This is a genomic window from Streptomyces sp. CBMA156 (genome assembly GCF_014596515.1).
GTDB lineage: Bacteria > Actinomycetota > Actinomycetes > Streptomycetales > Streptomycetaceae > Kitasatospora.
On sequence record NZ_MSJQ01000401.1, the window covers coordinates 1 to 12592 of the forward strand.

12 protein-coding genes are annotated in these 12592 nt (G+C 74.7%); 7 read left to right on the forward strand and 5 right to left on the reverse strand.

Going from position 1 to position 12592, the window contains the following annotated elements; genetic code table 11:
- The 4 genes from BU198_RS35730 to BU198_RS35745 all read left to right on the forward strand — a co-directional run.
- Window positions 1–559: biotin/lipoyl-containing protein (locus tag BU198_RS35730; RefSeq protein WP_317620467.1), on the forward strand; the 559-nt coding region annotated here is incomplete at its 5' end.
- Window positions 556–2979 (forward strand): ATP-binding cassette domain-containing protein, encoded by a 2424-nt coding sequence (locus BU198_RS35735; protein WP_188300972.1) that lies wholly within the window; start codon window positions 556–558, stop codon window positions 2977–2979. The genes BU198_RS35730 and BU198_RS35735, both read left to right, overlap by 4 nt.
- Window positions 2976–3401: a hypothetical protein gene (locus tag BU198_RS35740; RefSeq protein WP_188300973.1), complete on the forward strand. Its 426-nt coding sequence runs from the start codon at window positions 2976–2978 to the stop codon at window positions 3399–3401. The genes BU198_RS35735 and BU198_RS35740 overlap by 4 nt, the downstream gene beginning before the upstream one ends.
- Window positions 3391–3708: a CDGSH iron-sulfur domain-containing protein gene (locus BU198_RS35745; protein WP_411293157.1), complete on the forward strand. Its 318-nt coding sequence runs from the start codon at window positions 3391–3393 to the stop codon at window positions 3706–3708. Before BU198_RS35740 ends, BU198_RS35745 begins: the two co-directional genes overlap by 11 nt.
- Here the strand turns inward: BU198_RS35745 and BU198_RS35750 are convergent.
- Both BU198_RS35750 and BU198_RS35755 read right to left on the reverse strand, forming a co-directional pair.
- Window positions 3682–4692, reverse strand: coding sequence for an iron-containing redox enzyme family protein (locus BU198_RS35750; RefSeq protein ID WP_188295998.1), 1011 nt, complete (start codon window positions 4690–4692; stop codon window positions 3682–3684). The genes BU198_RS35745 and BU198_RS35750 overlap by 27 nt on opposite strands.
- Before the next feature lie 63 nt (window positions 4693–4755).
- Entirely contained in the window at window positions 4756–5064 is a 309-nt protein-coding gene (locus BU198_RS35755; RefSeq protein ID WP_188295993.1) for a hypothetical protein, read from the reverse strand.
- Window positions 5065–5432: 368 nt separating this feature from the next.
- Here BU198_RS35755 and BU198_RS35760 point away from each other — a divergent pair, with 368 nt between their 5' ends.
- Window positions 5433–6875: an NAD(P)/FAD-dependent oxidoreductase gene (locus BU198_RS35760; protein ID WP_188295992.1), complete on the forward strand. Its 1443-nt coding sequence runs from the start codon at window positions 5433–5435 to the stop codon at window positions 6873–6875.
- A gap of 55 nt (window positions 6876–6930) precedes the next feature.
- On the opposite strand, the gene BU198_RS35765 is transcribed toward BU198_RS35760, so the two are convergent.
- From BU198_RS35765 to BU198_RS35775, 3 genes are all read right to left on the reverse strand, one after another.
- Window positions 6931–8295: a hypothetical protein gene (locus BU198_RS35765; RefSeq protein ID WP_188295991.1), complete on the reverse strand. Its 1365-nt coding sequence runs from the start codon at window positions 8293–8295 to the stop codon at window positions 6931–6933.
- A gap of 79 nt (window positions 8296–8374) precedes the next feature.
- Window positions 8375–9988 (reverse strand): S8 family serine peptidase, encoded by a 1614-nt coding sequence (locus BU198_RS35770; RefSeq protein ID WP_188295990.1) that lies wholly within the window; start codon window positions 9986–9988, stop codon window positions 8375–8377.
- Between the two features lie 262 nt (window positions 9989–10250).
- Complete coding sequence (locus BU198_RS35775; protein ID WP_188295989.1) at window positions 10251–11084, reverse strand: SAM-dependent methyltransferase; 834 nt, start codon at window positions 11082–11084, stop codon at window positions 10251–10253.
- A 389-nt stretch (window positions 11085–11473) separates the two neighbouring features.
- Between BU198_RS35775 and BU198_RS35780 the strand changes: the two genes are divergently transcribed.
- Entirely contained in the window at window positions 11474–12037 is a 564-nt protein-coding gene (locus tag BU198_RS35780) for an RNA polymerase sigma factor (protein ID WP_188295988.1), read from the forward strand.
- Window positions 12034–12592 (forward strand): hypothetical protein (locus BU198_RS35785; RefSeq protein WP_188300974.1); only part of this gene is annotated, 559 nt, incomplete at its 3' end. The genes BU198_RS35780 and BU198_RS35785, both read left to right, overlap by 4 nt.

Below are 12592 nucleotides of genomic sequence, written 5' to 3' on the forward strand. Positions count from 1 at the left end.
GCCGACGACCGTACGGGCGGAACTGGCCGGTGCGGTGCTCGGGTTCCGGGCGGAGCCGGGGCGGACGGTGGCCCGCGGTGAGCCGGTGGCGCTGCTGCGCACGCCCGACGGGGCCGAGGTGCCGGTGCCCGCTCCCGCCGACGGGACGGTGACGGCGCTGCTGGCCGCGCCCGGCGAGCAGGTGGCGCCCGGGGCCGGGCTGCTGGCGCTGGACGAGACCGGGGGGCCGGTCACCGTCCGGCTCTTCGCGACCGACCTGCCGCAGGCCGCCAAGCTGGTGCCGGGGCGGGAGGTGCGGGTGCCGGTGCCGGGCGCGGGTACGGTGCGCGCGGTGATCACGGCGGTGGACGAACTGCCAGTCCGGGCCGACTCGTTGACCGGGACCTTCGCCGTCCCGGTGCCGGGGCTGCCCGGGGGGAGTGCGCCGGTGTGGCGCGCGTACGCCGAACTGCCCGGCTCCGTCGGCCGGGTGGCAGGACCGGTGCCGCTGACGGCCGAGGTCGACCTCGGCGCCCGCCACCCCTACCAGGCCGTGTTCGGAACGGAGGCCGGGCGATGAGCCTCGACGTCGGGGAGCCGCAGGCGGAGCGGGCGGAACGGGCGGAACAGGAGGGCCGGAAGGAGCGCGGGGGCGGCTACGGGGAGCGCCCCGAGAGCCCAGAGAGCCCTGAGAGACCCAAGCGCCCCCGGCGCCACCTGCGCACGCCCGTCGTCCCGCAGATGGAGGAACAGGACTGCGGCGCGGCCTGCCTGGCCGTCGTCCTCGGGGCCTTCGGCCGCCGGGTGACGCTGCACGAGGCCTCGCGGGCCTGCGGGGTCAGCCGGGACGGTGTGAGCGCCGCCGCCGTGGCGCGGGCCGCCGGCCGGTACGGGCTGGTCGCGCGCGGCCGCCGGGTGGTCCGGGGCGAGGGGCGGTTGCAGGGCCTGGAGCGGCTGCACGTGCCGTCGATGGTCCTGGTCACCGGGCCGCACTTCGCCGTCTACGAGGGCGTGCGGCGCGGCCGGGTGCGGATCAACGACCCGTCGATGGGCAGCTACTCGGCGACCCCGGAGGAGTTCTGGGATTCCTTCGCCGGGATCGCGGTCGGCTTCGAACCAGGACCGGACTTCCTGGCCGGCGGACGCCGCTTCCCGCTGCTGCGGGCGCTGGCCGCGCGGCTGCGCCCGTACACCGGGGCGCTGCTGCTGGCGGTGGTGCTGGCGGCGCTGCTCGCGGTGCCGGGGGTGGCGGCGGCGTTCCTGCTGCGCGCCTACCTGTCCTCGGTCGTGGTGGGCGGGGCCCAGGACTGGGCGGTGCCGTTGACCCTGACCGCGGCGGGCGTCGCGGCGACCGTGCTGTTCGGCTCCTGGCTCCAGCAGACGGTGGTGAACCGGGTGTTGGAGGCGATGGCGGCACGCTCCTCCGCGGGCTTCCTGTGGCGGATGCTGCGGCTGCCGGGGGAGTTCTTCCACCGTCGCCAGCTCGGCGGCCTGGTCACCAGGGTGCAGCTGAACGACGGCCTGGCCGTGCTGCTCTCGCACCGCGCCGTCGGCGCCGCCGCCGCGGTCGCCGCGGCCGCCGTGCACCTGGGCGCCGTGTTCCTGCTGGAGCCGCGGCTGGCCGCGGTGCCCGTCGCCGTCGCGGTGCTGGACGTCCTGGCGCTGCGGCTGGCCGAACGCCGCCGTGGCGGTCTGCTGCACCGGTTGCACGCGGAGCACTACAAGCGGGACGGCGTCGCCTTCTCGGGGGTGTCGGCGATCGAGACCCTGAAGGCGGAGGGAGCGGAGGACGCGTTCTTCCGCTCCTGGGCGGGCTGGCAGGCCAGGGCGATGGAGACCGGGCAGCGGGTGACCAGCGCGGTGCTGGTGCCGCTGTCGCTGCCCGCGGCGCTCAACTCGGCCGCCGCCGCGGCGGTCGTGGTGATCGGTACCTCGCTGCTGATCGGCGGCTCGCTGTCCTTCGGCACCCTGGTGGCGGTGCTGCTGCTGATGAACGGCTTCCTCCAGCCGGTCGCCCAACTGGTCGGCATCGGATCGGAGTTCACCATGGCGAGGGCGCAGAGCGCGCTGCTGGAGGACGTCGAGTCGGCCGAGGCGGACCCGTGGCTCACCCCGGTCCTGGACGTCCCGCCGGCCGGAGCCGACCGCGCTCCGAGCGGTGAACTGGAGCTGCGGGACGTCGCGTTCGGCTACGACCCGAACCGTCCGCCGACCGTCGAGGGGGTGTCGCTGCGGGTCCGCCCGGGCGAGTGGCTCGCCGTCGTGGGCGGCAGCGGCAGCGGCAAGTCCACCGTGGCCCGGATCGCCGCCGGGGTGCTGCGTCCCTGGTCGGGCGAGGTGCTGCTGGACGGCCGGCCGCGCGAGGAGTGGCCGCGGGCCGTGGTCACCGGGCGGATCGCCTACGTGGAGCAGCAGTTGCGGCTCTTCGAGGGCAGCCTGCGGGAGAACCTGACGCTCTGGAATCCGGCGGCCGACGAGGACGCGCTGCGGCGTGCCCTGGCGGACGCCGAGGCGGCGGATCTGGTGGCCGGCCGCGGGGGCCTGGACGCGGGCCGGGTCGAGGAGGACGCCAGGAACCTCTCCGGGGGCGAGCGCCAACGGCTGGAACTGGCAAGGGCGTTGGCGATCGATCCGGTGCTGCTGGTGCTGGACGAGGCGACCTCGGCGCTGGACGCCGACACCGAGGCCCGGGTCAACGCGCACCTGCGCCGCCGGGGCACCGCCTGCCTGGTGCTGGCGCACCGGCTGAGCACCGTCCAGGCGGCGGACCGGGTGGTCGTCCTCGACCGGGGGCGGATCGTCCAGCAGGGCACGCCGGCCGAACTCGCCGCCGTACCGGGCCCGTACCGGACGCTGGTCGCGGACCTGGCGGGCGCCCCGGCGGCGACGGGGGCGGCGGGTACCGACACCGACGCCGATGCCGCCACCGATACCGATGCCGCCGCCACCGACGTCACAGGAAAGCCGGGCACCACGACGAGGAAGGAGGAGGGGGAATGACCACCCGAGGCGACGTCCTGGACGCCACCGTCCGCGCCAACCGGGCGGCCCTGGCCGAGGCGCTCGGCGCCCTGCACCCGGGCCCCGGACACCCGGGCACGCCCGCCCGTTCGTCGAAGGCCGGCGAAGGCGCGACGCACCCGACAGGCGCGGCGGACCCGACCGACCCGGCGGACCGGGCCAGGGCCGTGCTGACGGCGCTCGGCCTGCCCGTCCCCCCGGCCGCCCGCCCCGACGCCGCCGACCCGCTCACCGCGCTGCTGCGCGCGGCCGGCCTGCGCACGGCGGTGGCGGCGCGGCGGCGGCAGGAGTTCGGACCGGTGATGGCCTCGCGGGCCGCCCTGTTCGAGCAGCGCGGGCTGATCCGGCCGGGCGAACGCGAGGAGGACCTGGTGGTGGTGCGCGGTGTCCGTGAACGCTGACCGGCCGACGACCCGGGTGGTCGTGGTCCCCGGTGGTCCGCTGCTGGTGGAGGGCCCGGTCGAGGTGGTCCTGCCGAACGGCACGGTCCGGGTCTCCGAGCGCCCGGTGGTGGCGCTGTGCGCCTGCCACCGCAGCCGCACCTACCCGTTCTGCGACACCAGCCACCGGCGGCGCGGCCGCCCTGCGCGAGGCTCGAACGGAGGCGGGGCGGACAGCAGCGGCGCGGACGGAGGCGGCCCGGACGGAAGCCGCTCGGACGGAAGCACCGACGGCAGCGGCTCAGACCGCCCAGTCGGGCAGGGCTGAGCGCAGCGAGCTGCGCCCCGCCCGCCAGCAGCCGAGCAGGTGGTCGGCGAAGCGGCCGTCGACCACCCCGGCCGCGACCGTCCCGAACGCCACGTCCCTGGCGAACTCCGGCTCCGCGGCGACCAGTTCCTCGATGACGCCGCGGCGCACCAGCTGCTCGTGGACGGCGTCCGCCTCAATGTGCTCGCGGTAGAAGAGGGTGCCGTCCGGCCCGCCGCCGAACCGCTCCAGCGCCGTCGCCAGCCTGGCGGACCCCGGGGAGGAGGTGATCTCGATGGTCGCGAACTGCCCGACGGCCGCGCCGCGCAGCGCGCGGTGCAGCCCGAACAGCGTCATCAGGTTGACCACCGCCAGGGTCGGCGCCGGGACGAGGTCCAGGTAGTCCCCGTAGCCGGTGTCGAGACCGAAGGCGGCCATCATCCGGGCGAACAGCAGGGAGTGGGCCCGCTCCGGCCGTCCGGCACCGTACTCGTCGTAGAGGACCGCCGTCAGCACCGCCTGCGCGGGCCCGTGGATCCTCGGCAGCATCCACAGCTGCGGGTCCGCCTCCTTGAGGTGGTAGACGGAGCGGTGCACCAGGTACTCGCGGGCGTGCCGGCGCTCACCCTCGGCGAGCAGGAAGTGCGAGGGGCCGGTGCCGTCGGGCGGCTCGGTGAGCAGCGGTTCCAGGGCCTCCCGCAGCGGTGGCACGGGCTCCGCCTCCGCCCGGACCGCGGCCAGGAACGGGCGCTCCAACTCCTGCCGGAACCTCAGGAGTCCGGGATCCCACTCCCAGTCGGCGGGCACTCCGGGCAGCCCTCGGCCGTGGAGTTCGTAGCAGAGGTGCAGGGCCAGCTGGTGGTCCTCGCCCCACGGCTCGGTGAGCGGACCCGGCGGCGCGAGGAGGCGTCCGGCTGCGGGCGGTCCCGAGGTGAGCAGAGCCAGCACCGCCGCCGACAGCGGTCCGCGCGGCACGGGCAGTACGTCCCGCTCCCGCAGATCCATCGTGTCCACCCTTCCTCCCGTCCCGCTTCCCACCCACGCACCCGGGCGGCCACGTGCGGGGCCTCAGTGCGACGGCTTCGGCTCGTCGGCCCAGCCGTCCTCCGCCCGGTACCGGAAGCGGGCCGCGATGAACCGCACCAGCGGCATGTTCGGCTCGATGATCGTGCCGCGCACGTGACTGTAGGCCCGGGTCTCCCTGGCCAGTCCGGCCAGCCGCTCGAACAGGGAGTCGCTCAGCTCACGGGCCTCCGACTTCCCCATCCGGCGCAGCTCGGCCACCGTCGGCCTGCACGGCAGATCGGACGGCAGGTCGGGGGGCAGAGACTCCCGGTCGGTCGCTTCCCGGTCGATTGTTTCCAGCTGGATGGACACGTGATCGCTCCTGGGCATCGGGGTGAACGGCCACGGACGGCGACGCGCTGACGCTCGGACGTCACGGGGCTTCTCCCCCAGGGCCTGCGCCCGGCTTCTTCCAGCGAGGCCCCGGCGGCACCCGATCGGGTGCCGGGGCGGCCGCACCGTTGACACGGTCAGCCGCATGGGGGTTCTACCCGACATACGACATTGAATTCATATTTCGATCGGTTTGTCGTGGTTTGCGCCGACCGGCCCACGCACCCGGTCACCGGGTCCGGAGGCGAGAGGACGCCGGTAGGACCAACACCCGGCGGCGCCGGGATACCCGGCGACACCACGGGTAGGGCTGGAGGCCGGTACTGATCTTCGAGCGGAGGCCTTCGGTGGAACAGCACGGCGCGGACGTGATCGTGGTGGGCGCGGGTGTGGTGGGAAGGTCGGTGGCCTGGGCACTGGCTTCGGGGCGACCGGGGCTCCGGGTCGTGCTGTCCGGCCGGCAGGGCGCCGGAGCGTCCGAGGCGGCGGGCGCCATGCTCGGAGCCCTGGGGGAGGTGACCGAGGCCTCGCTGACCCGCCCCCACGGACGGCTCCGGGTCGAGATGGCCCTGGAGGCCGCCAGGCGGTGGCCGCGGTGGCGGGACGCCGTCCACGGCGCCGCCGGTGCCGGGGCGGGTCCGGGCGGTGACGGCTATGCGACCGGCACCTTCGTGCTGCTGAACGCGGTCAGTTCACCGCTGGACGAACGGTCGTTCGCGGCGATCGCCCGCGCGGGCCGCCGGTACGGCGTACCGGTCGAGGAGGTCGAGCCCGCCGAGGTCCCGGCCGTGCGGCCGCTGGACAACGAGCGGCCGCTGCGCGCCCTCCACCTGCCCGACGAGGGATTCCTGGACGCCCGCCGCTGGCTCGCCTCCCTGGACGCCGCGCTCGACGCGCTGCCGAACGTGACCCGGGTCCCCGCCGCCCCACTGCGGACGAGCGGCTCCGGCTACGTCCTGGAGGCACCGCACCGACTCGTCGCCGCGCCCGCCGTCGTGCTGGCCGCGGGAGCGTGGACAGGGCCGCTGGCCGAGGCGCTGGACCCGGACCTGATGCTCATGCCGGTCGCCACCGCGGAGGGCACCGCGGTGAGCGTCGCCGCTCCGGCCCCGCTGCCCGCGGTGCTCCGCACCCCGAACCGGGCGTACGCGTGCGGGCTGCACGCCGTGCCCCAGGCCGACGGGAGCTGGTACCTCGGGGCCACCGCCGCCCCGGCGCTCGACCCCGGCGACGCCCCGCAGCTGGGCGGGGTGCGGTTCCTGCTCGACGCCGCCCTCGGCCAGCTCCACCACGGCCTCACCACCGCCCGGCTGCACCGTCTGCACCACGGCAACCGGCCGATCGGCCTGGACGGCCACCCGCTGATCGGGGCCACCAGCCGCCCCGGCCTGTGGGTGGCGACCGGCACCCACCGGGACGGCCTGCACGCCTCGCCCCTGATCGCCCAGGAGCTGGCCGGGGAGATCCTCGACGGCACCCCCAGCCGCTGGCTCGCTCCGTGGCGTCCGGAGCGGGCCCCGATCAGTGACTGGACCGTCCAGGAGGCGGTCGCCGAGGCCGCCGCTCACCACCAGGCCCTGGCCGCCGAGGCCCGCATGCGCCCACCGCTCACCGGCGCCTGGCCCCAAGCCCTCGCCGACGCCTACCAGCAGCAGCTCGCCGACCACTACAGCCGGCTCCCCGAGGGCTTCGTCCTCCCCCCGGAACTCGCTCCGCTCGCCTACGAGCACGCGACGGCCCTGGCCAAGTCGATCCTCGACCACCTGCACCGGCGCGAGTTCGGCAGGTAGCCGCACCACGCCCAAGGTGAGCCGCGGGTTCCCCGGGGTGCCGCCGTCGCCCCTGCTACGCGTGCGCCGCGGCGGCGGCCGTGGCGAGCGCGGCCACCTGGGGCTTGCGGATGTCGGAGTGCGCCCCGGAGAACGGCTCGCCCTCCACGTTGTCGATGACGGCGGCGGCGTTCACCCGGTAGAAGGTCCCGGGCACGAAGGCGTAGTCGGTGCCGCCGTCGGCCGGCATCACCCGTTCCTCGGCCGGCGCGACTGCCTGGTACCCGTCCGCGCCCATGCCGTCCCAGCGCCCGGCGACGTCGGCCTCGGAGTCCTGGCGGGCGAGGAAGGAGGCCTTGGGGTACCAGATGCCGACCGCCCAGTCGTGGACGCTGAAGGTGGCGACGAGCGGGCCGTGCACCCGGTCCCCGAAGGCGTTCAGCGCACCCGCGCTGCCGAAGGGGTTGTCCTGGGCGTGGGCGAAGGCCCAGTGCGAGAACGCCCCCTGGATCAGCAGCAGCGAGGCGACCGGGCTGTCGGCGGCCGGGCCGACGCCGGCCAGGGCGAAGGAGACCAGCCGGGCACCGAAGCTGTGGCCGAGCAGGTGCACCCGCACGCCGGGCTCGCGGCCGTGCAGCGCGGCCAGCAGCGGCCCCAGGCCGTTCCTGCCGATGTCGCCCGCCCGGGCCTTCATGACCGAGAACGAGAGCACCCGCAGCGCGTCCTTCGCCCCGTTCAGGGCGTTCCCGAACCAGTCGCCGATGCCCTGCGTCGAGGAGCCGGGCGGCGCGCTGCCGAAGGCCTCGGCGGCGGCCTGGTACGACGCCTTCGGATCGGTGTCCAGCAGCAGCGCGGTCTCACCCGCGTCCTCGAACTCGCCGCCGGCCCCGGGCGGCGGCACCAGGGACCGGATCAACTGCTGGATCCCCACCAGTCGTTGCTCCTTGGCCTGGTCGGTCTCGCCCGGGCCGGCCGCCGCCCCCTCGTCGATCAGCCGGCCGATCTCTGTCACCGTCCGCTGCTGCTCGGGGTCGGCGAAGCCGGTGGCCAGCGACGCGGCGATGTCCGCCCCGGAGACGGCCGCCGTTCCGGCGCTGAGGTCCACCACGGCGCCGTCCCCCGCCTGGGGTGCGGCGACCGCCGGCGGCGGGGTCGCCGGCGTGGGCGGGAACCAGAGCGAGGGCCAGAAGACTCCCGCGAACCCCACCGTGCCGAGGCCCGCCGTGCCGCTTCCGGCCTCCCGGATCAGCGGGAACATCGCGCCGTAGAGCTCACGGGCGTGCTGGTCGCTCGTGCCCCACCCGTGGCTGAACACGAACAGCTCCCGCACCCCCTCGGCCGTCACCTCGTCGAGGAAGTCCCCCGCGGCCGGCGCGGTCAGCACCCCCTTCTCGTCGAAGACGAGGTCCCAGACGGGCTCGCCGGTCGGCAGTCGTCTCATCGCACATGACCTTTCGGAGGGTTTCGATGGTTTTCCGGGTTTTCGGAGGGCCGCCCCCGCCCGTCCGTCCGTCCACTCGTCACACGTTCGCCAGCATCCGCATCAGGTCCACCAGGCCCGCCCCCTGCGCGTACCGCTCCCGGCCGAGGTCGGTGGCAGAGGCCTTGAGCAGGCTCTTGACCTGCGACGGCCGGCCGACGAACTCCGGACGGGCGGAGAGGAAGGCCGCGATCACCCCGGAGACGTGCGGCGCCGCCATCGAGGTGCCGGACTGTTCGGCGTACGTCAGCAGGCTCTCCGGCACCGGGTCCCCCGCGGCCGGGGTCAGCCCCGCGGTGGCCCGGACGTCGCCGCTGGCCGCCGAGGCGATCCACTCGCCGGGGGCCACCACGTCGGGCTTCATCCGTCCGTCGAGCGTCGGGCCCTTGCCGGAGGTCCAGGTGACGCCGAACGCGTGCGGCGCCTCCCGGTGGGTGGAGCCGACGGCGATGCAGTCCTCGGTGTGGGCCGGTTCGGTGATCGAGCCCATGACGGCCGAGGTGTTGGCGGTGTCCCTGGACGTGCTCCGGGCGCCGAAGTTGCCCGCGGAGACCACCACGACCACGCCGGAGGCCACCACCTGGCCCACCGCCTGGCAGAGCGGCGACTGACCCGCGGCGTACTGGTCGGGCCGCCACTCGCAGCCGAGGCTCATGTTGACGCCGTGCACGCGCAGCACCGCCGGGTCCACGTTGACCTCGGTCCGCAGGTAGGTCAGCGCGCGGATGACCGCGCTGGAGGAGGTCACGTAGGTGCCCTGGCGGCTGAGCCTCATGACCTTGAGGCTGACCAGTTCGCAGGCCGGCGCCATCCCGGACAGCCGGTCCGCGCCGGCCCTGGCCACGAATCCGCCGTCCCCGGGGTCGTCCGGCGTCGCCACCCGCGGTGTCATGCCGTCCGGGGAGCAGCCCGCGATGATGCCGGCGACGTGCGTGCCGTGCCCGCTGTCGTCCACGAGCGGCGACGCCGGGCCCTGGCCGGCCGCTCCGCCGGGTGGCTGCGCCACCGGGTCGTCCGGGTTCACCAGGAAGCTGAAGTCGCGGTGCAGCCGGGCGGTCCGCCCCTGCGGCAGGTCCTCGCCCCGTCCCTCGGCGGCGAGTTCCAGCCGGGAGAAGTGCGGGTGGGTCGCGTCGATGCCGCTGTCGATGACGGCCCACACGATCCCGTCGCCGCGCGCACCGTACGCGCGCCAGGCGGCGTCGGCCTTCACGGTGGGTGCCGAGCGGTCGATCTGGGGGTGCAGCGGGTAGTCCGGCCACACCCGGAAGACGGTCGGCGGCCGCCCGCTCCGGGCCGCGGAGCGGCGGTCGTCCTCCACCAGGTCGTGGAGGTCCCCGCGGGACAGGACGGTCTGGTACAGCTTCGGCGCGACCAGTGCGAGCCCCTGCGGCACCTCGGGCTGGACGTGGCTCCCCGAGGTGACCTCCTGCGGCCACCATCCGCGCGACCGTCCCGCGTAGCGCTCCCAGAGCGCGTAGAACTCGTCGCGGACCACCTGGAGCCCGCCGGGATAGCGCAGGTTCAGCTCGATCAGCATCGGCACCTGCTGGTCCGGGTCGGCCTCCCCGGTCTCCCGGAGCTCGATCCCCGGCGGGGGCAGGTTGAGGTCGCCCACGATGGGCGACCTGAAGGGGCTCTCCGGCTCGTACGCCATGACCGTTCCCATCTCCCGGGAAGGCGGGGTGGGCGGCGCGCCGGCACCGCCACCCCTGCTGCGAGTGTCAGCCGGTCCCCCACCCGCTGCAACTCGCCGGGGCCGGTCCCCCTCGCGCCCGCCGGCGGGCCGGATCGGCCGGCGCGAACTCGTCGCGGCGGCCTTTCACATCGGCGGTGGCGGCCTGCCAGACTGGCGTCAAGGCCCGGTCACGGACGGCCTGCCCGGTGACGGACGGCACGGCCACGGACGGGCGGCCCGGTCAGGGACGGATGGCCACGGCACCCAGGCAGGACGCCTCGATGTCGCTGACCGGCTTGGCGTCCGGCTCGGGGCGCCAGCGGGGGGTGGAGGTGATGCCGGGGTCGAGGAGGTCCCAGCCGGTGAAGAACCGGGCGAACTCGTCGTGGGCGCGGGCGCGGACCGGGTTGCCGTTGTCGCGGTAGGCCCGTTCGATGCGGGCCGCGTCCTCGGGGGCGTAGTCGGGGGTGAGGTGGCTGATCACCAGGGCGGAGCCGCGGGTCGGCAGCGCGCTCTTGAGGGTCTCGGCGATCCGGTGCGCGCCCTCGGGGACGAAGTGGAGCAGGGCGACGAGGCTCAGGGCTATCGGCCGGGTGAAGTCGAGCACGCCGGTGGCGCGGACCGCGTCCAGCAGGGCGTCGGGGTCGCGGACGTCGGCCTGGACGTAGGCGGTGCGCCCTTCGGGGCTGCTGTGCAGGAGGGCCTGGGCGTGGGTGAGGACGATGGGGTCGTTGTCGGCGTAGACGACCCTGGCCCGCGGTTCGACGCGCTGGGCGATCTCGTGGAGGTTGGGCGAGGTCGGGATGCCGGTGCCGATGTCGAGGAACTGGGTGACGCCGCTCTGGGCGAGCGCGCGGGTCGCGCGGTGCATGAACGCCCGGTTGGCGCGGGCCGCGGCCGGTGCCTGCGGGAAGACGGCGAGGGCGTGCCCGGCGGCCTCCCGGTCGGCGGGGAAGTTGGTCGTGCCGTCGAGGAAGTAGTCGTAGATCCGCGCTGAGTGCGGCCGGTGGATGGCGAGGTTGACCTCGGCGCCCGACGGAGTGACGGTGTCGTCGTCGTGCTGCTCTGCTGCCATGCGTTTCCCCCTGCGTCGGCGTGTCGTCATGCCCGCAGGTCGGCGCGCACCACGAACCCCCTGGCGCGGTGTTGCGAACCCTGGCGCGGGCCACGGTTCACTATGCCCACAGTCCGTCGCGGACAATCAAGAGCGCGGGGACCTGCCCAGCTCAACGCGATGCGTCAAATCTGGAGCCCATGTGGACATTTTCGGTCTGACGTGACTGATCATCACCTGATCAATAGTCATATGTCAGGTCGTATAAGCCTTTTTGTGATCGCCTTCACATCGGGCTTCCCCGAACGATTGGATGTCCGTATGGAGGACGCCCGTTCTCCCTCGCACTCCACCCGCGCCCGCCCCCCGGGCCGGCCGAGCGTCGCCCACGGGGCCGACGAGGAGGACCCTTGACCAGTGACGACGAGTGGGCCGCGGTCCAACCCACTCACCGGTTGTCCTACCGGCCGTTCTGCGACAGCCACGAAGCGACCTGGCGCGGACTGGCCCGGGCACGGCTGCACGACCAGGAACTCGTCGACCAGGCGGTCCGCAGCATCCGCCGGGAGCTGCGGCGGAACTGGGTCTGCGTCCTCAGCCAGCCCGACATCGAGGCCCACGCCTGGATGATCGCGAAGAGGTGCATCGCCGACCGGGAGCTGAGCAGCGGCCAGGCCCCGCCCAGGGCGGTCGTCGCGGACTGGATCGTCGCCATCCGGCGCGCCCAGGTTCAGGCCCGCATCAGCCTGGAGAACCTCGACAATGGCTACGAGGAGCTCTACGCGGCGATCCTGCGCCTGCCCGAGCGCCAGTACGACATGATCGTCCTTCGCTACATGCTGGACATCGACTACCGGATGATCGCCGTCTACCTCGGCATCACCGAGTCCAACGCCCGCACCACCACCAGCCAGGGCCTGGCCAAGCTCCGCCGGTTCCTCGGCGCCGACACCGCCACGGGGGACATGCAGTGACACGGGGACACGACCGCCGGGCAGCCGCCCCATGGGACCGGCACCACGGGTACGACGACGAACCCGACCAGCCGGTCAGGCTGCCCGCCGGCGTGTCCGTCCCGGACCTGCGCCGCCTCGTCCGCGCCCGCGCCCCCCTGGGCGCCGAACACCTCCAGGCCCGCCACGAACTCGACCTCGCCGCGACCCTGATCATCGCCCAGCCCGAGGCCGCCGACTCCCTGAAGGCCCTCACCAACAACCGGCAGCGCATCCACCCCGGTGGCGCGCTCGTCCTGGCCGCACTGCTCCACCTGACCGGACACGACGACGGCTGCCAGTTCTGGCTGCAGTTCGCCGCCGGCGGCGGCAGCACGACCGCCGCCAGCTGCCTGTCCTTCCTGCACGCCAGCCGCGGCGAGTTCCGCGACTCCGACTACTGGCGCAACCAGGCCGACCAGCTCGCCGCCGAGCCCCTCGACCCGGCCGCGCCGGCCGCGCCCTGGCCGGGCCGGACCCTCCCGGCCGCCGTGTGGGCCGACACCCTCGCCGCGTGCCACGAAGGGCTGACCCTGC